At 69.6% G+C, this 19,816-nt stretch carries 21 protein-coding genes; 9 read left to right on the top strand and 12 right to left on the bottom strand.

The annotated features are described in order from the left end of the window. The first annotated feature begins 14 nt into the window (after nt 1-14). A complete protein-coding gene (locus ACTJKJ_RS09590; RefSeq protein WP_297380740.1) occupies nt 15-617 on the top strand; it encodes a DUF2242 domain-containing protein in 603 nt (200 codons plus the stop codon). A 36-nt stretch (nt 618-653) separates the two neighbouring features. Here ACTJKJ_RS09590 and ACTJKJ_RS09595 read toward each other — a convergent pair whose 3' ends face one another. Further along, a complete protein-coding gene (locus ACTJKJ_RS09595; RefSeq protein WP_440820284.1) occupies nt 654-2,876 on the bottom strand; it encodes a M3 family metallopeptidase in 2,223 nt (740 codons plus the stop codon). A 227-nt stretch (nt 2,877-3,103) separates the two neighbouring features. Between ACTJKJ_RS09595 and ACTJKJ_RS09600 the strand changes: the two genes are divergently transcribed. From ACTJKJ_RS09600 to ACTJKJ_RS09610, 3 genes are read left to right on the top strand one after another with little or no spacing between them, the layout of a single operon-like run. Continuing rightward, complete coding sequence (locus tag ACTJKJ_RS09600; protein ID WP_440820285.1) at nt 3,104-4,147, top strand: Gfo/Idh/MocA family protein; 1,044 nt, start codon at nt 3,104-3,106, stop codon at nt 4,145-4,147. A 41-nt stretch (nt 4,148-4,188) separates the two neighbouring features. Continuing rightward, nucleotides 4,189-4,749: a GNAT family N-acetyltransferase gene (locus tag ACTJKJ_RS09605; RefSeq protein ID WP_183493317.1), complete on the top strand. Its 561-nt coding sequence runs from the start codon at nt 4,189-4,191 to the stop codon at nt 4,747-4,749. Between the two features lie 30 nt (nt 4,750-4,779). Further along, nucleotides 4,780-5,421, top strand: a complete 642-nt coding sequence (locus ACTJKJ_RS09610) for a glutathione S-transferase family protein (RefSeq protein WP_091729797.1) — start codon at nt 4,780-4,782, stop codon at nt 5,419-5,421. A 17-nt stretch (nt 5,422-5,438) separates the two neighbouring features. Here ACTJKJ_RS09610 and ACTJKJ_RS09615 read toward each other — a convergent pair whose 3' ends face one another. From ACTJKJ_RS09615 to ACTJKJ_RS09635, 5 genes are all read right to left on the bottom strand, one after another. Further along, the gene (locus tag ACTJKJ_RS09615; protein ID WP_440820286.1) at nt 5,439-5,840 is read right to left on the bottom strand and encodes a hypothetical protein; all 402 of its coding nucleotides are present in this window, start codon (nt 5,838-5,840) and stop codon (nt 5,439-5,441) included. Between the two features lie 10 nt (nt 5,841-5,850). Continuing rightward, nucleotides 5,851-6,564 carry a Bax inhibitor-1/YccA family protein gene (locus tag ACTJKJ_RS09620; protein ID WP_440820287.1) on the bottom strand — a complete coding sequence of 238 codons (714 nt, stop codon included), beginning with the start codon at nt 6,562-6,564 and terminating at the stop codon, nt 5,851-5,853. Nucleotides 6,565-6,672: 108 nt separating this feature from the next. Then, nucleotides 6,673-7,611, bottom strand: a complete 939-nt coding sequence (locus ACTJKJ_RS09625; RefSeq protein WP_297380721.1) for a LysR family transcriptional regulator — start codon at nt 7,609-7,611, stop codon at nt 6,673-6,675. A 287-nt stretch (nt 7,612-7,898) separates the two neighbouring features. Further along, nucleotides 7,899-9,104 carry a trans-sulfuration enzyme family protein gene (locus ACTJKJ_RS09630; RefSeq protein WP_297380718.1) on the bottom strand — a complete coding sequence of 402 codons (1,206 nt, stop codon included), beginning with the start codon at nt 9,102-9,104 and terminating at the stop codon, nt 7,899-7,901. Beyond that, a complete protein-coding gene (locus tag ACTJKJ_RS09635) occupies nt 9,101-10,516 on the bottom strand; it encodes a pyridoxal-phosphate dependent enzyme (RefSeq protein ID WP_091729777.1) in 1,416 nt (471 codons plus the stop codon). The genes ACTJKJ_RS09630 and ACTJKJ_RS09635 overlap by 4 nt, the downstream gene beginning before the upstream one ends. Nucleotides 10,517-10,964: 448 nt before the next feature. Here ACTJKJ_RS09635 and ACTJKJ_RS09640 point away from each other — a divergent pair, with 448 nt between their 5' ends. Continuing rightward, on the top strand, nt 10,965-11,159 hold the full coding sequence (locus ACTJKJ_RS09640) for a type II toxin-antitoxin system VapB family antitoxin (protein ID WP_221213919.1): 195 nt from the start codon (nt 10,965-10,967) through the stop codon (nt 11,157-11,159). Beyond that, nucleotides 11,156-11,593 (top strand): type II toxin-antitoxin system VapC family toxin, encoded by a 438-nt coding sequence (locus ACTJKJ_RS09645; protein ID WP_440820288.1) that lies wholly within the window; start codon nt 11,156-11,158, stop codon nt 11,591-11,593. Before ACTJKJ_RS09640 ends, ACTJKJ_RS09645 begins: the two co-directional genes overlap by 4 nt. Here ACTJKJ_RS09645 and ACTJKJ_RS09650 read toward each other — a convergent pair. The 4 genes from ACTJKJ_RS09650 to ACTJKJ_RS09665 all read right to left on the bottom strand — a co-directional run bounded on the left by ACTJKJ_RS09650 (nt 11,568) and on the right by ACTJKJ_RS09665 (nt 15,354). Beyond that, nucleotides 11,568-12,458: an ABC transporter permease gene (locus tag ACTJKJ_RS09650; protein WP_440820289.1), complete on the bottom strand. Its 891-nt coding sequence runs from the start codon at nt 12,456-12,458 to the stop codon at nt 11,568-11,570. The two genes, ACTJKJ_RS09645 and ACTJKJ_RS09650, sit on opposite strands and share 26 nt — an antisense overlap. 9 nt (nt 12,459-12,467) lie before the next feature. Next, nucleotides 12,468-13,364 carry an ABC transporter ATP-binding protein gene (locus ACTJKJ_RS09655; RefSeq protein ID WP_440820290.1) on the bottom strand — a complete coding sequence of 299 codons (897 nt, stop codon included), beginning with the start codon at nt 13,362-13,364 and terminating at the stop codon, nt 12,468-12,470. A 2-nt stretch (nt 13,365-13,366) separates the two neighbouring features. After that, the gene (locus ACTJKJ_RS09660; protein ID WP_222617131.1) at nt 13,367-14,350 is read right to left on the bottom strand and encodes an ABC transporter substrate-binding protein; all 984 of its coding nucleotides are present in this window, start codon (nt 14,348-14,350) and stop codon (nt 13,367-13,369) included. Nucleotides 14,351-14,418: 68 nt separating this feature from the next. Further along, a complete protein-coding gene (locus ACTJKJ_RS09665) occupies nt 14,419-15,354 on the bottom strand; it encodes a TauD/TfdA dioxygenase family protein (protein ID WP_440820291.1) in 936 nt (311 codons plus the stop codon). Nucleotides 15,355-15,595: 241 nt separating this feature from the next. On the opposite strand from ACTJKJ_RS09665, the gene ACTJKJ_RS09670 reads away from it, so the two are divergent. Next, a complete protein-coding gene (locus ACTJKJ_RS09670; RefSeq protein WP_091729754.1) occupies nt 15,596-16,408 on the top strand; it encodes a glycosyl transferase in 813 nt (270 codons plus the stop codon). Nucleotides 16,409-16,435: 27 nt separating this feature from the next. Here ACTJKJ_RS09670 and ACTJKJ_RS09675 read toward each other — a convergent pair whose 3' ends face one another. After that, the gene (locus ACTJKJ_RS09675; RefSeq protein ID WP_440820292.1) at nt 16,436-16,834 is read right to left on the bottom strand and encodes a response regulator; all 399 of its coding nucleotides are present in this window, start codon (nt 16,832-16,834) and stop codon (nt 16,436-16,438) included. Then, nucleotides 16,831-17,334, bottom strand: a complete 504-nt coding sequence (locus ACTJKJ_RS09680; protein WP_147241230.1) for a GAF domain-containing protein — start codon at nt 17,332-17,334, stop codon at nt 16,831-16,833. The genes ACTJKJ_RS09675 and ACTJKJ_RS09680 overlap by 4 nt, the downstream gene beginning before the upstream one ends. A gap of 482 nt (nt 17,335-17,816) precedes the next feature. Here ACTJKJ_RS09680 and ACTJKJ_RS09685 point away from each other — a divergent pair, with 482 nt between their 5' ends. Together ACTJKJ_RS09685 and cysT are read left to right on the top strand one after the other, a co-directional pair. Beyond that, on the top strand, nt 17,817-18,869 hold the full coding sequence (locus ACTJKJ_RS09685; RefSeq protein ID WP_440820293.1) for a sulfate ABC transporter substrate-binding protein: 1,053 nt from the start codon (nt 17,817-17,819) through the stop codon (nt 18,867-18,869). 64 nt (nt 18,870-18,933) lie between these two features. After that, nucleotides 18,934-19,815: a sulfate ABC transporter permease subunit CysT gene (gene cysT, locus ACTJKJ_RS09690; RefSeq protein WP_091729746.1), complete on the top strand. Its 882-nt coding sequence runs from the start codon at nt 18,934-18,936 to the stop codon at nt 19,813-19,815. The last annotated feature ends 1 nt before the right edge of the window (nt 19,816 follow it).

The following is a 19,816-nucleotide window of genomic DNA, read 5'->3' on the forward strand; positions in this document are numbered from 1 at the left end:
ACGGCCCGACGACGATGATCCGACGCCTCACTTCCGATTCCCTTCGCCCCTGGGCCATGGCGGCCCTGGCGGCCGCGCTGCTGGCCGGCTGCGGCGCCTTCGGGCCGGGCAGCGCCGCGCGCAAGAACTCCGTCTACCAGAACGAGCGCTTCGCGGCGGACGAGACCTTCTCGCGCCTGTTCGACGCCAGCGTCAACGACACCTGCGAGGCCGCGCGGCGCGCGCTGCTGAGCCAGGGCTACGTGATCAACACCGCGACGCCGGACTCGATCGCCGGCACGAAGCGCTTCCAGCCCGAGGGCGAGGTGCACGTGGAGATCAGCTTCACCATCGTCTGCGTGCCCGAGGGCGGCAGCGGCAAGCTGGCCACCGCCTACGTGTCGGCGCTGCAGGACCGCTACAACGTCAAGCGCAGCGCCAACTCCACCAGCTTGGGCGTGAGCGCGATCGGCTCGATCTCGGTGCCGCTGTCGTCGACCTCGGAATCACTGGTCAAGGTCGCGTCCGAGACCATCCCGGCCGGACAGTTCTACGACCGCTTCTTCGCGCTGATGCAGCGGCTGATCACGCAGCAGGGGGTCGAGGACACGAAGGACCTCGACAAGACCGGCGGCTGACGACGGGCGCCCGCTCGCGGCGGGCGCCGCCTGCGATCAGGGCTGCGCCGCCTGCTGCGGCGACCCGGCGGTACGGGTCTTCTCGATCACCAGTCCGCGGCGCTCGAGCAGCGGCTGGATCTGCGGCTCGTGGCCGACGACGCCGCGGAACAGCGTCAGCGCGTCCTGGCTGCCGCCCTGCGACAGCAGCTTGGCGCGGAAGGTGTCGCCCAGCTCGCGCTTGAGGCCGCCATTGGCCTTGAACCACTGCACCGTGTTGGCGTCCAGCACCTCCGACCACACGTAGGCGTAGTAACCGGCCGCGTAGCCGCCCATGATGTGGCTGAAGTAGGGCGTGCGGTAGCGCGGCGGCACCGCGTCGTAGTCGTAGCCCTCCTCGCGCAGCGCCTGGGCCTCGAAGGCCATCACGCCGTCGGCCGCCGGGATCCGGTCCAGCGGCAGCTGGTGCCAGCGCTGGTCCAGGCTCGCGGCGCTCAGGTACTCGGTCGAGGCGAAACCCTGGTTGAACTGCTTGGCCGCCAGCACCTTGTCCAGCAACGCGCGCGGCATCGGCTCGCCGGTCTTGTAGTGCTTCGCGTAGTTCGCCAGCACGCTCGGCCAGTCCGCCCACATCTCGTTGACCTGCGACGGGTACTCGACGAAGTCGCGCGGCACCTTGGTGCCGGCCATGCTCGGGTACTTCACGTTGGAGAACATGCCGTGCAGCGCATGCCCGAACTCGTGGAACAGCGTCGTCACCTCGTCCCAGGTCAGCAGCGTGGGCTTGCCGTCGGCCGGCTTCGGGATGTTGAGGTGATTCGCCACCACCGGCTTCTGGTTCATCAGCCCGCTCTGGTCGACGTAGGCATTCATCCACGCGCCACCGCGCTTGGAGGGCCGCGCGTACAGGTCGGCCAGGAAGATCGCCAGCTGCGAGCCGTCCGCGTTGAAGACGTCGTAGACCAGCACGTCGGGGTGGTAGACCGGCAGGTCGCGGCGCTCCTTGAACTTGAGGCCGTAGAGTTGCCCCGCCGCGTAGAACACGCCGTTCTCCAGCACGTTCCTCATCTCGAGGTAGGGCTTGAGCTGCGACTCGTCGAAGCCGTACTTCTCGGCCCGCAGCTTCTCGCTGTAGAAGCTCCAGTCCCAGGCGGCCAGCTTGAACGAGGGCTGATGACGCGCAGCCTGCTCGCGGTCGATCACGGCCTGCAGCTCGGCGCCCTCGCGCCGGGCCGCACCGACCGCCGACGGCGCCAGTTGGCGCAGCATGCCGTTGACGGCTTGCTGGGTCTTGGCCGTCTCATCCTTGAGCACGAAGTCGGCATGCGTGGCGAAGCCCAGCAGCTGCGCCCGCTCGGCCCGCAGCGTGACCACGCGCGAGACCAGCGCGGTGTTGTCGAAGGCATTGCCGCGCGAGCCGCGCGCCACCGAGGCCTCGTACACCCGCTGGCGCAGCGCGCGGTTCTCCAGCTGCGCCAGCACCGGCTGGCCGGTCGTGTTCAGCAGCGCGATCAGGTACTTGCCGTCCAGGCCGCGGGCCTTGGCGGCCGCCGCGGCGGCGGAGACCTGCTCCTCGTCCAGGCCCTTGAGTTCCTCCAGGCTGTCGACGACGACCGCCGAGTCGTTCACTTCCGCCAGGACGTTCTGGTTGAAGCGCGCCCCCAGCTGCGCCATCTCGGCGTTGATCGCCTTCATGCGGGCCTTGCCGTCCTCGTCCAGCTTCGCGCCGGCGCGCAGGAACTGCTGGTACTGGCGTTCGATCAGGCGCTGCTCCTGCGCGCCCAGGCCCAGCGCGGCGCGGCGCTGGTACAGCGCCTCGATGCGGGCGAAGAGCCTGGGGTTGAGCTGGATCGCATCGCGGTGCGCGGCCAGGCGGGTGGCGTAGTCCGCCTGCAGCTTCAGCCGCGCGGGGTTGGCGTCGGCGCCGGTGAGGCTCATCAGCAGCGTGGTCGCGCGGCCCAGCGTGCGGCCGCCGCGTTCGAGCGCCACGATGGTGTTGTCGAAGGTCGGCGCGGCCGGGTTGTCGGCGATCGCGGCCACCTCGGCCAGCTGCTCCGCCATGCCCTGGTCGAGCGCGGGGCCGATGTCGGCATCGGGAATGCGGTCGAACGGCGGGTACTGCAGCGGCAGCGGACTCGGCGCCAGCAGCAGGTTGGCGGACGGCGCGCCGGTGGCGGCCGACGCCACGGCGGAGGCCGGGGCCGTGGCGGGCGCGACGGTCTGCGCCAGGACGGGCGCGGCGAGGGCCACGGTGGCGGCCAGGACGAAGGGAATCCTCATGGGAGACGGCCTGCGTGGGTCACAGGCATTCGTGTTGTGCGAGGCCGCCACCTTAGCCGATGACCCTGCCGGGAACGAAGGGCATGGGCGTCGTCCGCCCCCGTGACGAACCCTGCCCCGGGACAACCCTGAGGCCTTCCGCGGCAAGACGTCACGACGGCGTTGGCGATTAGCATGTCGGCTCCCTTGCCGCACATCGCGGGACCGGCCCGCTTCCCCACCGACCCATGTCCGACTCCACCTTCCAGTGGGCCGTGATCGGCCCGGGCGCGATCGCCCATCGCTTCGCCGATGCCGTCGCGCGCCTCGACGGCTGCCGCCTGCATGCGGTCTGCGGCCGCGATGCCCATCGCGCGCAGCAGTTCGCCGACCGCTGGTCGGCGCCGGGAGAACCCGCCGTGCTCGCCCACACCGATCCGGCGGTGCTGCTGGCCGATCCGTCCATCGACGGCGTCTACGTGGCCACGCCTCATGGCCAGCACTACGAGCCCGTCCTGGCCGCGCTGCGCGCCGGCAAGGCGGTGCTGTGCGAGAAGTCGCTGGTGCCCAACCAGGAGATGGGCCGCCGCCTGGTCGAGGCCGCGCGCACGCACCGGAGCTTTCTGATGGAAGCCGTCTGGACGCGTTTCCTGCCGGCCTACCAGGAACTCGCGACCTGGCTGCGCGATGGCCGCCTCGGCGCGCTGCACGGGCTGCAATCGAGCTTCTGCTTCCCCGCGCCCTACGACCCCGACAGCCGCATCTTCAGCCCGGCGCTGGCCGGCGGCGCGCTGCTGGACGTCGGCATCTACAACCTGACCGCCACGCGCTGGGTGCTGCAGCACGCGCTCGGCGAGGTGCCGCCGCTGGTGGACCTGCAGGTGCGGGCCAGGCTCGCGCCGACCGGCGTGGATGCGCGGCTGGCGGTGGCGCTGGACTTCGGCGACGGCCTGGTGTCGCAGTTCCATTGCGCGGTGGACACCTTCGCGCCCAACACGATGCAGGTGCTCGGCGCGGCCGGCGCCATCGTGCTGCCGGAGACCTTCTGGGAAGCGACGCGTCTGCAGTGGCTGCCGGCGCGCGGCACGGCCGAGACGATCGAGCGCCCCTTCGAGATCAACGGCTTCGAGAACGAGATCCGCGAGGCGATGCGCTGCGCCCGCGCCGGCGAGATCGAAAGCCCGGTGGTCCCGCATGCGGAGACGCTGGCGGTGCTCGGGTGGATGGACCGCATCCGCGCGCTGGCCGGCGTGCGCTACCCCTTCGACGACGACTTCCCGCCGCCGCGCTGACGCGGCCGGAGGACCACAGGAACAGCCAGCAGCGAGGCCTCATGGAGACACGACCCGGCGCCTTTTCCGACTCGATCCCCGTGCCGCTTCCCGACAGCCCGGCGCTGCGGATCGAGCGCGCGGCGCCCGACGACCTGCCGCGCATCGAGAACCTGATGCAGTTCTACAACTACGACCTCAGCGAGTGGACGCCGGTGGCGTTCGCGCCCGAGGGGCGCTACCAGCTGCGGCCCAAGGCGCCGTACTGGGCGCAGCCGGACGTGCATCCGTTCCTGATCTGGGTCGGCGACGAACTGGCCGGTTTCGCGGTGGTCGACCGCGACTGCGAGGACAGCCAGTCCGACCACAACATGGGCTACTTCTTCCTCGCGCGGGGCTACCGCGGCCACGGCCTGGCGGCGCGCGCGGCCGGCGAGGTGCTGGCGCGCTTCCCGGGCCGCTGGGAGGTCTACCACCTGATGGCCAACACGCCCGCCGCGCAGTTCTGGCCCGGCGTCATCCGTGGCCGCGCCGCCGGCGAGATCGATCGCGAGGTCCGCACCCTCCACGGCGACGAGTGCTGCCTCTACCGCTTCACCGTGGCGCTGCCCGCCGGCGCCTGAGCCCTCCACGTCCCTCACGAAAGTTCCGCCATGCAGCTCATCGGCATGCTCGACTCCCCCTACGTCCGCCGCGCCGCGATCGCGATGCAGCTGCTGGGCCTGCACTTCGAGCACCGCTCGCTGTCGGTGTTCCGCACCTTCGACGAATTCAGCCGCATCAACCCGGTCGTCAAGGCGCCGACCTTCGTCTGCGACGACGGCACGGTGCTGATGGATTCGACGCTGATCCTGCAGTACGCGCAGTCGCTGTCGCCGGGACGGGCGCTGCTGCCGCCCAGCGATCCGGCGCTCAAGCGCGCGCTGCGGCTGATCGGCCTGGCGCTGGCGGCGACCGACAAGAGCGTGCAGGCGGTGTACGAGCAGCAGCTGCGCCCGGACGACAAGCAGCATGCGCCCTGGCTCGAGCGGGTGGGCGCCCAGCTGCGCGCCGCGCTGCTGGAGCTTGAGGCGGAGATGGGCAAGGCGCCGCTCTCGGCCGAGCGCGACGCGATCGGCCTGGCGGGCATCACGATCGGGGTGATGTGGGAATTCGTCCGGCAGATGACGCCGGAGCTGCTGCCGCCGGCGGAGCGGCTGCAGACGCTGATCGCCTATGCGACCGAGGTCGAGCAGCTGCCCGAGTTCCGCGCCGCGCCTCATGGCGACGGCCTCGTCCAGCCCTGCGGGGGCTGAACGAGGCCGGGGACGCGTCAGCGTGTCGCCGCGGCGGTGCCGCCGCCGGTGCGCGGCAGGCTCTTGATCAGGTGATTGAGCAGCAGCGCGATCACGATCAGCACCGTCAGCCCGAAGGCCCAGGTGATCCACACCACCGGCACCAGCCAGCCGATCGCCGTCCCGGCCATCGGGGCGCCGGTGCCGGCCATCTCCATCAGCCAGCGCACGAAGGACTGGAGCATCTCGAGCAGGCCGGTGTCGAGGAAGGGCTCGGCCCAGGCGGGGAACTTGAACTCGACCGCGGCCTTGCCCAGCTCGGTGGCGCGGCCGGTGGAGAGCGCCTCCACCGTCCAGCGCACCAGGCTCGCCGCCGCCCAGGCCAATCCGCTCCAGACCAGCGCGAACACGCCGGTCAACGACCACAACAAGGTTTTCATCGCCGCGCCGTCAGTCGTCGCTGGAGCCGGCGAAGCCGAAGATGCTCAGCAGGCTGGTGAACAGGTTGAACAGCGAGACGAACAGGCTGACCGTGGCCATCACGTAGTTCCGCTCGCCGCCGTTCACGATCATGCTGGTGTGGAACAGGATCATGCCCACCGACAGCAGCGCCACGACGCCCGAGACCACCATCGCCAGCATCGGCAGCTGGAAGAACAGGTTGGCCAGCGACGCCAGGATCGCGATGATCATGCCGGCGAACAGGAAGCCGCCCATGAAGCTGAAGTCCTTCCTGGTCGCCAGCACATAGGCCGACAGCACCAGGAAGGTCGCGCCGGTGGTGCCCAGCGCCAGGGCGATCGTGTTGGCGCCGCCGGGCAGGTTCAGGATGGCGCTCAGCAGCGGGCCCAGGGTGTAGCCCATGAAGCCGGTCAGCGCGAAGACCAGCGGCACCGACGCGGCGGAGTGCTGCGTCTTGTGGATCACGAACAGCAGGCCGAAGTAGCCGATGAGCGTCAGGATCATGCCCGGGGCGGGCAGCTTGAACGCCACCGCGGCCGCCGCCACCGCGCCGCTGAACAGCAGCGTCATCGACAGCAGCGCATAGGTGTTGCGCAGCACGCGCGCCACGTCGGCGCGCTGGGTGAAGACCGAATCGCCGCCGCTGGCGGTGGCGGGCGTCCAGGCCGAGGGGGACGCCGGATGTCGTTGGTAGTCGCTCATGACTGGTTCTCCTGGATCCGAGTGAGCCGTTGGACGGAACGCGCGCTCTCGCGCGCACGAGGTGCGGACCTTAGCGTCGCATTCACTTCGGATAAACCTGCTTCAATCTCATTCTGCTGAAGCAATTTCCGATTCGCTATCCATCACCGGTTCCTGCATGCCGCGACGCTGCAGCAGTTTCGAGACCAGCGGATGGTTCTGGCCGCGGCGGGAGTAGATGCCGTGGACGTCCTCGACGACCTCGGTCTGGCCCAGCAGGTGCAGGCCGGCCATCATCGACAGGTCGTCCGCGCCGAGTCGGCTGACCGGGAAGACGCCCAGGCCGCGCGCGGCGAAGACGCTCATCAGCGCGCTGTCCTCGAACTCGCCGACGATCTGCGGCCGGATGTGGTGCTGCTCGAACCAGCGCTCCAGGCCCGCGCGCAGCGAGGCGTGGCGCGTCGGCAGCAGCACCGGCAGCGTCTCCAGCACGTGAGGGAAGCCCTTGTTCGGCGCGCGACGGGCGCGCTCGACCAGTTCCGCGGGGCCGTACCAGTCGACCGAGGTGCTGGCCAGCAGCTGGCTGGTGATGCGCAGCGTCGGATTCACGGGCGCAGGCTGGTCGGTCAGCACCAGGTCCAGGTGGTGCAGAGCCAGCTCGCCGATCAGCTGGTCGACCTCGCCCTCATGGCAGACGAGGCGCAGGTTCGGCGTGTCCAGGACCGGCGCCAGCAGGGCATGGGCGGCCAGCTTGGACAGGCCGTCGGACAAGCCCACCGACAGGCGCTGCACGCGCTGCGTGGCCGCCTCGTGGACCTCGTGCGGCACCATCTGGCCGATCTGGAAGATCTCCTCGGCGCGGGCGAAGGCGGCCTGGCCGGCCTCGGTCAGCACCAGGCCGCGGCCTTCGGGCTTGAGCAGCTGATGGCCCAGCGAGCGCTCGAGCTCCCGCACCTGCGCGCTGATCGTCTGCACCGCCATGCCGAGGCGGTCCGCCGCCCGGGCGAAGCCGCCCTCCTTGGCGACGACCCAGAAGTAGTGCAGATGGCGGTAGTTGAGGGCAGACATGAGAGGGCCTCCGAGAAAAACGAAGCCGGATCATAAATAACTTCGCTTAAACGGAAGTTAAGAAAGACTTGTCGAAGGTTTTTCCGACGAGCCAACAAATCCGGTGCGCGTGGATTCGCCACTTGGCGGCGCAACGCTTCGCGCGTTTGACGCGCGCATCTTCACGCATTCTTCACGCCACGCTTCGATTCTTGTGCGGCCAGCAGTTCGGAAAAGCAGAACGCGCCGGCGGCCTCCCGGCCCCGGCGCGTTCGTCCGCCGCGGAATTCCCGCGGATCGTTGGTCGGTCAGACCGCGTCCAGGCCCGCCTTCAGGTCATCGCGCAGGTCCTCGAGGTCCTCGATGCCGGCGGAGATCCGCACCAGCGAATCGGTGATGCCCAGCCGCGCCCGCGTCTCCACCGGGATCGACGCATGCGTCATCAGCGCCGGCAGCGAGATCAGGCTCTCGACGCCACCCAGGCTCTCGGCCAGCGAGAAGATCCGCACCCGCTCCAGGAAGCGGCGCGCGCCGGCCAGGTCGGTGTCGAGCTGGACGCTGATCATCCCGCCGCCGCCGCGCATCTGGCGCTGGGCCAGCGCCTGCTGCGGATGGCTCTCCAGGCCCGGATAGTGGACACGGCGCACCTTGGGCTGGCCTTCCAGCCAGCGGGCGAGTGCCAGCGCGCTCTCGTTGTGGCGCGCCATGCGCAGCGCCAGCGTCTTGAGCCCGCGCAGCGCGAGGAAGCTGTCGAAGGGGCCGGCGACCGAGCCCACCGCGTTGTGCAGGAACTCGAGCTGCTCGCGCAGCGCCGCCTGGCGCTGCTCGCCCCCGACCACGACCACGCCGGAGATGACGTCGCTGTGCCCGTTGAGGTACTTCGTCGCCGAATGCATCACCGCGTCGAAGCCCAGTTCCAGCGGACGCTGCGCCCAGGGGCTGGCGAAGGTGTTGTCGGCGATGGCCAGCGCGCCGTGCTCGCGCGCGATCTTCGCGACGGCGGCCAGGTCGGTCAGCTTCAGCAGCGGGTTGCTGGGCGTCTCGATCCAGATCATCTTCGTCTCGGGCCGCAGCGCGGCGCGGACGTTCTCCGGGTCGCTGCTGTCGACGTAGCTCACCTGCAGGCCGGCGCTGCGCTTGCGCACGCGCTCGAACAGCCGGTAGCTGCCGCCATAGAGGTCGTCGCCCGCGACGATGTGCGAGCCCGCGTCCAGCGTGTCCAGCACCGTCGCCATCGCGGCCAGGCCGGACGAGAACGCGTAGCCCTGCACGCCGCCCTCCAGGTTGGCGATCGCGCGCTCATAGGCCTGGCGGGTCGGGTTGTGGGTGCGGCCGTATTCGTAGCCCTGGTGGACGCCGGGGCTCTGTTGGCGGTAGGTCGAGGTCGCGTAGATCGGCGGCATCACCGCCCCGGTCAGCGGATCGGGGCGTTGGCCGCCATGGATCGCGCGCGTGTCGAAGCGCAGGTCGGCGTCGGCCGGATGGTCGTTGTCTTTCTCGGGGGAATGGCTCATGACAAGCCCTTTCGCAGGTGGTTCAACAGGTCGAAGCGGGTGACGAGGCCGTGGAAGCCGCGATCGTCGGCGATCACGGCCACCAGGCCCTTGCGCAGCTGCGCGATCAGGTCGGACAGCGGCGCGCCCGGCGGCAGCGTCTGCACATCATGGCTCATCGCGCTGTCGACGCTGTCCTTGAAGTGGCGCGCGTCCATGTGCATCTGCGCGAGCAGGTCGGACTCGTCCAGCAGGCCCACCAGCTTCCCGTCCTTGAGCACCGGCAGCTGCGAGACCTCGGCCTGGCGCATGCGCGAGAAGGCGGTGGCCAGCGTGTCCTCGGGGCTGACGCTGATGACGGCGCCGTCTTCCGGCCGCCGCGCGATCAGGTCGCGCAGGTCGCCCTTGCTCTCGCGTTTGAGCAGGCCCTGGTCGAACATCCACGGGTCGTTGTAGACCTTGGAGAGATAGCGGGTGCCCGTGTCGCAGACCAGCGTCACCACGCGCTTGGGCGTGGTCTGCGCGCGGCAGTACTTCAGCGCCGCGGCCAGCAGCGTGCCGGTGGACGAGCCCGCCAGGATGCCCTCGGCGCGGTACAGGTCGCGCGCGGTGGCGAAGCTCTCCTCGTCGGTGATCGCGTAGGCGTGGCGCACGCCGCTCAGGTCCGCGATCGGCGGCACGAAGTCCTCGCCGATGCCCTCGACGGCCCAGGAGCCGGCCTCGCCGAAGCTGCCGGTCTCGATGAAGTCCTTGAGGATGGAGCCGGCCGGATCGGCCAGCACCACGTCCAGGCCCGGCCGGACCTTGGCGAAGAAGCGCGACAGGCCGGTGATCGTGCCGCCGGAGCCGACGCCGCAGACCAGCGCGTCGATCCGGTGGCCGACCTGCTGCCAGATCTCCGGACCGGTGGTGGTCTCGTGCGCGAGCGGGTTGTTGGGGTTGTTGAACTGGTCGGCGTACCAGGCGCCGGGGAGGTCCCGGACCAGGCGCGCGGCGCGGTCCTGGTAGTAGTCGGGGTGGCCCTTGCCGACGTCGGAGCGGGTGATGTGCACCTCGGCGCCGAGCGCCTTGAGCTGCAGCACCTTCTCGGCCGACATCTTGTCCGGCACGACCAGCACGACCCGGTAGCCCTTCGCCCGCGCGACCAGCGCGAGCCCGAGCCCGGTATTGCCGGCCGTGGCCTCGACGACGGTGCCACCGGGCGGGAGCAGGCCGTCGCGTTCGGCCGCCTCGATCATCGACAGGCCGATGCGGTCCTTGATCGAGCCGCCGGGGTTCTGCGATTCCAGCTTCAGGAAGAGCTGGCAGGGGCCGGTGTCGAGCCGGTTCACCGGCACCAGCGGCGTGTTGCCGATCAGGTCCAGCACGGCGGGGCGGTCGGGCCGCTCGATCGCTGGCGACGCGGTGGGGGAAGAGGTCTCCTTGGCACTCATGGGCGCTCCTTGTGATCCTGGTGGGATGGTCGGGCGACGCGTCCGGCGGGGTGGTACCGGACGCGGGCAAACCGCGCAGCCTATCCGCCGGGAGCGGGTCGCTCCAAGCGCGGTTGTCGCCGCAGCTTATCCGCTTCGCTTCGTTCCCGGCGTGGCGCCGCGTCCCTACCCTTCATCCATGTCGTCCAGCATGAGGAAGCCCAAGACCCAGCCATGAACTGACCCTTGTCATCCGATGCGAGCAGCGCCCCGGCTTCGGCCGGGGCGTTTGTTTTTGGGGGCGGCACCACTGGAGTCGGTGGGCCGGTCCGGCAGCGGCATAGGAACAGGCCACTGACGGCGGGGGCGAGGCGGGGCAAGCTGGCGCCTTCGCAATCCGATGCGCGTGTCGAGTCACTGATCCGGCTTCAGTGATGCCGCCTCGGAGCGACTCGTGAAAAGGAAGATCATGCTTGACCAAGCCCTCTATCAACGCGCCCTCGAGCTCTCCGACACACCCATGAGCCCCCAGGAGATGGTGACCTTGGCGATGAAGACCTACATCGCCATCCAAGCGGCGCATCGATTGGCCGATCTTGGCGGATGCGCGCCGGACATGGAGGACATCCCTCGCCGTCGCTGGGATCCGGAGGTTCCCGAATGACCACCTGCATCGTTGTCGATTCCTCGATCTGGATCGAGCACTTCCGCCGCAGCAATCCACGATTGCTTGAGCTCCTCAAGGACCATCGCGTGGTCACTCATGAGCTTCTCATTGGTGAGCTGCGTTGCGGCACACCGCCCGTACCGCGATCGGCCACCTTGCAGCTTCTTGCGAACCTGCTCCAGATCGAATCCGTCGATGTCGACGAAGTTCTGACGGTGGTCGAAGAACGGAAGATGTACGGCTCCGGCTGCGGTCTGGTCGACATGGCCGTCCTGGTGGCCACGCTCAGGACGCCGGAGGCCAGGCTCTGGTCGAAGGACAAGAAGATGCAACGCCTGGCGACGCTGCTCGGTATTCCGCTGATGGAGGGAGAGCCCGCCCCGAGATCCATCCGGATCGCTGGGTTCAGCGCTGCATGCCCCACCGCCTGACCGTCACGCGCTCGATCGTGCTGAACACCAGCCGCTCGACCAGCCATCCGATCAGGATCACCAGCGCGAGTCCCGCGAAGACGCGATCGGTCATCAGCTCGTTGCGGTTCTGGAAGATGTACCAGCCCAGGCCGCCCTGGCCCGAGGAGGCGCCGAAGAACAGCTCCGCGGCGATCAGCGTCCGCCACGCGAAAGCCCAGCCCACGCGCAACCCCGACAGGATGGCCGGCAGCGCCGCAGGCAGCAGGATCTGCGCGACATAGCGCGGTCCCCTGAGGCCATAGTTGCGGCCCGCCATGCGCAGCGTCTCGGGCACCGCCGCGAACCCCGCCGAAGCCGCCAGCGCCAGCGGCCACAGCACCGCATGGACCAGCACGAAGATCAGGCTCCCCGAGCCCAGTCCGAACCACAGCAGCGCCAGCGGCAGCAGCGCGATCGCGGGCAGCGGATTGAACATCGCCGTCAGGCTGGACAGCAGGTCCCGGCCCCAGCGCGACGAGGTGGCCAGCGCCGTCAAACCCAGCGCGAGCGCCACGCCCAGCGCATAACCCTGCAGCAGCAGCCTCAGCGAGATGAACGCCCGCTGCAGCAACTCCCCGCTGGCGAGCCCCTCCCACAGGGCGCTCGCGGCTGCGGTGAAGGTCGGCAGCAGCAGGTCGTTGCCGGCGGCGCGCGCGGCGATCTCCCACAACGCGGCCAGCAGCGCCAGCAGCGCGGCCTGGCGCCAGGCGCTCGAGTCCAGCGCGCGCCGCCACAGCGGCACGGGCATCGCCTCGACCGGCGGAGCATCGGTCAGCGCGAATTCGCGCTCGGCGCGCGCGGGAGGATCCAGCAGCCGAGATGTCGGCAACGCGGTCACGGTCATCGCGCCTCCTCAAGTCAGGGCCGCGGCCCGTTCAGCAGCCACCGGCTCGCTGATCGCATCGACCGCCTCCCGGTCGCCGAACAGCAGTCGTTCGATGCGATTGGCCTGTGCGGCCCGCTGCGCCGGCGTGAGCCCTTGCGCATTCAACTCCGCCCGCACCCGTCCCGGATGCGGCGACAGCACCAGCACCCGGTGCCCGACGATCAAGGCCTCCTCGATCGAATGGGTCACGAAGAGCAAGGTGAAGCGCTCCTGCTCCCACAGCGCCAGCAGCTCGTCCTGCATGCGACGCCGCGTCAGCGCATCCAGCGCGGCGAAGGGCTCGTCCATCAACAGCACGCGCGGCTTCATCGCCAGCGCGCGGGCGATCGCGACGCGCTGCTTCATGCCGCCGGACAGCTGATGCGGATAGGCCGACGCGAAGTCCGCCAAGCCCACGCGGGCGAGCCAGTCCCGCGCTTGCTCCAGCGCCGCCTTGCGCGGCAGCGAACCCGAGGCGATCAGCGGGAACGCGACGTTTTCCAGCACCGTCTTCCAGGGCGGCAACTGGTCGAATTCCTGGAACACCGCGATGCGGTCCGGCCCGGGTCCGTCGATCGGTCGGCCGTCGACCAGGATCCGGCCCTCGGCCGGCGCGATGAAGCCGCCGACCGCCTTCAGGAGCGAGGACTTCCCGCAGCCCGACGCGCCAAGCAGCACGAAGCGCTCCGACGGCATCACGTCGAAACCGACGCGATGGGTCGCGCGGATCGGGCCGCGCTCGCCGCGGTATTCGAGGCTGACGCCTTCCACCCTCAGCCGCGCCTGCTGCGCCAGCGGCGCGCCCGCCGCCTGGCCGCCGGCCTCGCAGGCCTCGCAGCCAGGCCGGGTGTCGATCGCGTCGAGCCGCTCCAGCACCGCGCTCATGCTCAGCTCCCCGCCGCGTTGTGCGGATCGTCGAAGAAGTAATCCTGCGCGGAGGCCGGCTTGTTCTTGATCGCGCCGATCCGATGCATGAAGGACGCCAGCGCGAAGGTGTTCTGCGGGGTGATCTTGAACTGCACCTCCGGGTTCTTGATCACCTTCAGCAGCAGGTCCTTGGGCACCTTGGAGTTCTCGTTGCGGATGTAGATGTCGGCCGCGCGCTCGGGGTGCTTCGCGATGAAGTCCGCCGCCTCGGCCAGCGCGCCGACGAAGGCCTTGTAGGTCTTCGGGTTGTCGCGCCGGAACTTCTCCGTCGTGTACAGCACCGTGGCCGACGCCGGCCCGCCCAGCACCTCGTAGCTGCTGAGCACCACATGCACGTTGGGATTGCCCGCCAGGCCCTGCTCCTGGAACGGCGGGTTGCCGAAGTGGGCGTTGATCTCGGTGCCGCCCTTGATCAGCGCCGCGGTCGCTTCCGGATGCGGCAAGGCGACCTGCAAACGGTCCAGCCGGTTGAACTGCGCGTCGCCCCAGCGCCTGGCCGAGGCCAGCTGCAGGATGCGCGACTGCACCGACACGCCCACCGCCGGCAGCGCGATGCGGTCCTTGTCGCTGAAGTCGTCGATGCTCTTGACGGCGGGATTGCTGCTGGTCAGGTAGTACGGGAAGTTGCCCAGCGAGGCGATGCCGCGCACGTTCTGCCGCCCCTGCGTCTTGTCCCACAGCGTCAGCAGCGGGCCGACGCCCGCGCCGGCGATGTCGATGCTGCCGGACAGCAGCGCCTCGTTGATCGCCGGTCCGCCGGACAGCTGCACGCGCTCGACCTGGATGTCGACGCCGGCGGCCTTGCCGTGCTTCTCGATCAGCTGCTGGTCCTGGGCGACGTTGAGCAGCAGGTAGACGATGCCGAACTGCTCAGCGATGCGGAGCTTGCCTTCCGCCTGCGAGGCGGTGCCGGCCAGCGCGAGCGCCAGTCCGAGGGCGGCCATCAGGGGTTTCTTGAATGAAGAGGTCATGGCAGGGAAGTGGAGGCGGGTGAAGCACGCGAAGGGGTGGGTCATCCCACCGGAACGTCGCCCTCGATGGTGGTGCGGTGGAGGTGGCGGCGCAGGGAATCCGGACAGCCCGCGGCCAGGTGCAGCAGCGAGCGGTTGTCCCAGAACACCAGGTCGTGCGCCTGCCAACGGTGGCGGTAGACGATGCTTTCCCGGCTGCTGTGCCGGAAGAGCTGCGCCAGCAGGTCGCGGCTTTCGTCCTCGGGCAGGTCCAGGATGCGCGTCGTGAAGTGCTCGCTGACGAAGAGCGCGCGTCGGCCGGTCTCCGGGTGGATGCGCACGACCGGCTGCGACACCGGCTTGACCTCGGCGATCTGCGCCGGCGTCAGCTTCGGGCGCCAGGGATTGCGCGCCCGCAGTTCCTCGTACTTCGCCAGGTAGCTGTGCTCCGCCCGCTTGCCGGCGATCGCGGTCTTCAGCGCCAGCGGCAGGCCGTCATAGGCGAGATGCTGGTTCGCGAACAGCGTGTCGCCGCCCTGCGCAGGCAGTTCCTGCGCGTGCAGCAGCGAGCCCAGGCTGGGACGCTCCTTATAGGACAGGTCCGAATGCCAGTACTGGCCGGCGTCGCCCAGCCCGACCGGCTGACCCTGCGCATCGCGGAGGTTGGACACCTGCAGGATCTCCGGGTGGCCCGGCAGCTGGAAGTTGCGCAGCACATGGATCTGCAAGGGCCCCCAGCGCCGGCTGAAGGCGATGTGCTGCGCGGGCGTGATCCGCTGGTCGCGGAAGACGAGGACGTGGTGGTCCAGGTGCGCGCGGTGCAGTCGCGCGAAGTCGGCGTCGTTCAGCGGCCGAGCCAGGTCGAGCCCCAGCACCTCCGCGCCAAGCGGCGCGTCGAAGGCCTGGATCTCGAAGGCCTGCGAGGGCGCATCGGCGTCTTCCACGAACGCGGCGGGCCGCGGCGGCGGGACGGTCAGGGGCGGGGCGAGGGCTGTCATGGGCGCCGACTCTAGGCAGCGCGCTTCCTCGCCGGAACGAAGGTCCTGGCATGTCCAACTGCGCCCATCGCATATCGAAGCCAGTCCGGCGGCGGGTGCGTCAGGCGCCCGGTGGGGCGCCCGATGTCCAGCGTCATCGAGACGGAAAGCCCCGTTTGCAATCCAGTTACAGGCAGCTGCGTATAGTGTCGTCCTTCCCTATCTGGGTGAGACCACAACCAAAATGAGCCATCGCTCCCCCATGAAACAAGTCATCTGCGTCAAGTGGGGCACCGCTTACGGCCCGGAATACGTCAACCGCCTCTACGGCATGCTGCGCCGGCATGTGACCGGCGATTTCCGCCTGGTCTGCCTGACCGACAACGCCGAGGGCCTGCGCCCGGAGGTGGACGCCTACCCGCTGGAGGAACTCGGCTGCGAATGGCCGAAGAAGTCCCTGGGCAAGTGGCGCAAGCTGGTGATGTGGAGCGCCGACCTGGGCCAGAAGACCGGCCTGTCCGGCCCGGTGCTGTTCATCGACCTGGATTCGGTGATCGTCGACAACATCGACGGCTACTTCACCCACGGCCATCCCGACGACGTGGTGCTGGCCCGCAACTGGGCCAAGCCGATGCAGCGCCTGGGGCAGACCTCGGTGTTCCGCTTCCCGGTCGGCAAGTACCCGCACATCATCGAGAAATTCCGCGCCGACCCCCAGGCCGTGGCCGACAAGCATGGCTTCGAGCAGCACTGGGTGACCGCGTCGGTGCCCGGCGGCATCAAGTTCTGGCCGCACCTGTGGACGCGCCATTTCCGCCTGCATTGCCTGCCGGCCTTCCCGCTGCGCTACTTCAAGCCGGCCAAGCTGCCGGCCGGCGCGCGCATCGTGACCTTCCCGGGCGGGCCGAACCCGGCCGACGTCATGCTGGGCCGCTGGAACACCCAGGACCCGCCGCACGAGAAGCCGTGGGACCACTTCCGCGCCGCCTTCGCCGGCGGCGTCAAGCACCGCTGGCGCCACCTGCGCAGCTACGTGCTGCCCACCCCCTGGCTCACCCAGCATTGGGTGGAGTGACCCCCACCAGGGGTGTGCCCGCGGCCCTCACTGGGCCGGTTCGGGGCGAGCCAGGTCCTGGATGACCTCCAGCGCGGTCTTGACCTTGAAGGGCTTGAGCATGATGCGGCGCACCTGCAGCTCCTTGTAGAGCTGCGCGGTGGACAGGTCGCAGGCCTCGGCGGTCAAGGCCACCGGGGTGGACGGCGGGCAGCGCAGGGCGCCGGCGCGCACGCTCTGCAGCAGCGCGAGCGCGTCCAGCCCCTGGCCGATGTCCAGCAGCAGGCCGTCCATCGACTGGTGCTCCAGCAGGCGCTGCGCCGCCTCCAGGCTGCTGGACTCATGCACCTGCGCGATGCCCAGCTGCCGCGCGACCATCGCGACCGTGCGGCGGAACAGCGAATGCGGGTCGACCAGCAGCAGCTGGGGCAGCGCGGCGGCGCTCATGAACCCGACTCCGCGGCCTTCCCGAGCAACTCGGACACCACCACGTCGCGCAGGCTCATGAGGATGGCCAGGTCGGTGTCGTCCAGCGTGCGGCGGCGCCGATCGATCAGGCACAGGGTGCCGACACGGACGCCAGGGCGGATCTCCAGCGGCGCGCCGGCGTAGAAGCGGATGTGCGGCGGCCCCAGCACCATCGGGTTGTCCGCGAAACGCGGATCCTGGGTGGCGTCGGACACGACCATCACCTCCGACACGTGGATGGCATGGCCGCAGAAGCTGCTGCGTCGGTCGGTCTCGCACACCGCCAGCCCGAAGCGGGCCTTGAACCACTGGCGGTCGTCGTCGACCAGGCTGATCAGCGCGATCGGCACGCCGAATTCCTCGGCGGCGAACTCGACGATGCGGTCGAAGCGCTCCTCGGGCGGCGTGTCCAGGATCAGCAGCTCGCGCAGCGCCTGGATCCGCTCCGCTTCGTTCGCGGGGATCGGGGCAGTCATCATGGAGGCGGTTCCTCGCTCTTGCGGTGGGGTTCGTGCCCCCTGCGCAGCCTAGCCGACTCCCCCACCGCTCGCCACCGCCCTCGTCCACCGGAGGGAGGACAGCACGGCACGTCGCAGGCGGCCGGTGCCCGCCCATATGAGCCGGCCGACGCTGCTCACTTGCATTCCGCATTGGCGACGACGGCCGACCCGCACCAGACTCCGTTCCACGGGGCGCGCCCATGTCGCCCCCGCCGGCGGCGGCAGTAGGGCCGCCGGGAAGGCATGGTGAAAGCCCAGGTCGCGACCGGGCGCCGCCCTCGGGGTCTTGGGGGAGGCGCTTCCGGCGGAGCCCGATCGCGGTCCTGGCGCCTTTCATGCCGTCGTGATCGCATATTCGATATGCGAGATAAGCAAATGCTCAAACAATCGTTCCTGGAATAAAGGCTGTTTGGCAAGCTTCGCAGCCCGACCTTCAACGTCGCCGGCCCCGCCTGCTTGCCATGTTCCAGAACAACGCCCATCCGTCCCGCTCCCTGTTCTCCGCCACGCGCCGCCGGGCGCTGCTGCTGGCCGCCGCGACGCCGCTGCTGGGCGTGCCGATGCTGGCCTCGGCCGAGCAGCCGACGACGCTGCTGAACGTCTCCTACGACGTGGCGCGCGAGCTCTACAAGCAGATCAATCCGGCCTTCGTCGCCGCGTACAAGGCCAAGACCGGCCAGACCATCACGGTGAACCAGTCGCACGGCGGCTCGTCCAAGCAGATCGGCTCGGTGATCGGCGGGCTGGAGGCGGACGTGGTCACGATGAACCAGGCCACCGACGTCGACACGCTGGCCGAGAAGGGCCTGACCGGCGCCGACTGGCGCAGCAAGTTCCCCAACGGGGCCGCGCCCTACAGCTCGACCATGCTGTTCCTGGTGCGCAAGGGCAATCCCAAGGGCATCAAGGACTGGGCCGACCTGGCCCGTCCCGGCATCTCGGTGATCATTCCCAACCCCAAGGTGACCGGCAACGGCCGCTACGGCTACCTGGCCGCCTGGGGCAGCGTCATCGCCAAGGGCGGCAGCGACGCGCAGGCCCGGGACTTCGTCTCCAAGGTGCTGGCCAACGTGCCGGTGCTCGACGGCGGTGGCCGCGGCGCCACCACCACCTTCACCCAGCGCGGCATCGGCGACGTGCTGCTGACCTTCGAGTCCGAGGCCGAGCTCATCGAGAACGAATTCGGCAAGGGCAACTTCGAGGTCGTCGCGCCCAGCATCTCGGTCGAGGCCGACGCGCCGGTGGCCATCGTCGACAAGGTCGTCGCCAAGAAGGGCTCGGCCGCGCTGGCCAAGGCCTACCTGGACTTCCTGTGGACGCCCGAGGGTCAGGAAATCATTGCCCAGAACAACTTCCGCCCGCGCGACCCGGCGATCTTCAAGAAGCACGAGAAGCGCTTCGCGCCGATCAAGCTGTTCAGCGTCGACCAGACGCTGGGCGGCTGGGCCAAGGTCGGCAAGACGCACTTCGCCGACGGCGGCACCTACGACCAGATCATGGCCGCGCGCCGCTGACCGGTGCCCCCGCGTCCGCTTGCTCCGTCCGCCCGTCCACGCCGACTCCTGACCGACTGATCCGATGAACACCGCCGTGCTCCCCGCGACGCAGGCCGCCCCGGCGCCCGCCCGCAAGCGACGCCGCGTGCTGCCCGGCTTCGCGCCGACGCTGGGCTTCACGCTCTTCTATCTCTCGCTGCTGGTGCTGATCCCGCTGTGCGCGGTCTTCCTGAAGTCCGCCGGCCATGGCGTCGAGGCCTTCTGGGCCGCGGCCACCTCGCCGCGCGTGCTGGCGTCCTACCGCCTGAGCTTCGGCGCGGCGCTGCTGGGCGCCTTCATCAACGTGATCTTCGGCTTCATCCTGGCGTGGTCGCTGGTGCGCTACGACTTCTGGGGCAAGAAGCTGGTGGACGCGCTCATCGACCTGCCCTTCGCCCTGCCCACCGCCGTGGCCGGCATCGCGCTGACCGCGCTGTACGCGCCCAACGGCTGGATGGGCCAGTGGCTGGAGCCGCTGGGCATCAAGGTCGCCTTCACGCCGCTGGGCGTGCTGGTGGCGCTGATCTTCATCGGCCTGCCCTTCGTCGTGCGCACGGTGCAGCCGGTGCTGGAGGACCTGGACACCGAGCTCGAGGAAGCCGCCGCCTCGCTGGGCGCGCACCGCTGGCAGGCCTTCCGCCTGGTGGTGCTGCCGATGCTGACGCCGGCGCTGCTGACCGGCTTCGCGCTGGCCTTCGCGCGGGCCGTGGGCGAATACGGCTCGGTCATCTTCATCGCCGGCAACATGCCGATGGTCAGCGAGATCACGCCGCTGATGATCATCACCAAGCTCGAGCAGTACGACTACGTCGGCGCCACCGCGATCGCGGTGGTGATGCTGGTGTTCTCGTTCGTGCTGCTGCTGGGCATCAACGGATTGCAGGCCTGGAGCCTGCGCCGCAACGGACTCGACGGGAAGCGCTGAC

The sequence above is a fragment of the Roseateles sp. 22389 genome, from assembly GCF_052044995.1.
GTDB lineage: Bacteria > Pseudomonadota > Gammaproteobacteria > Burkholderiales > Burkholderiaceae_C > Roseateles.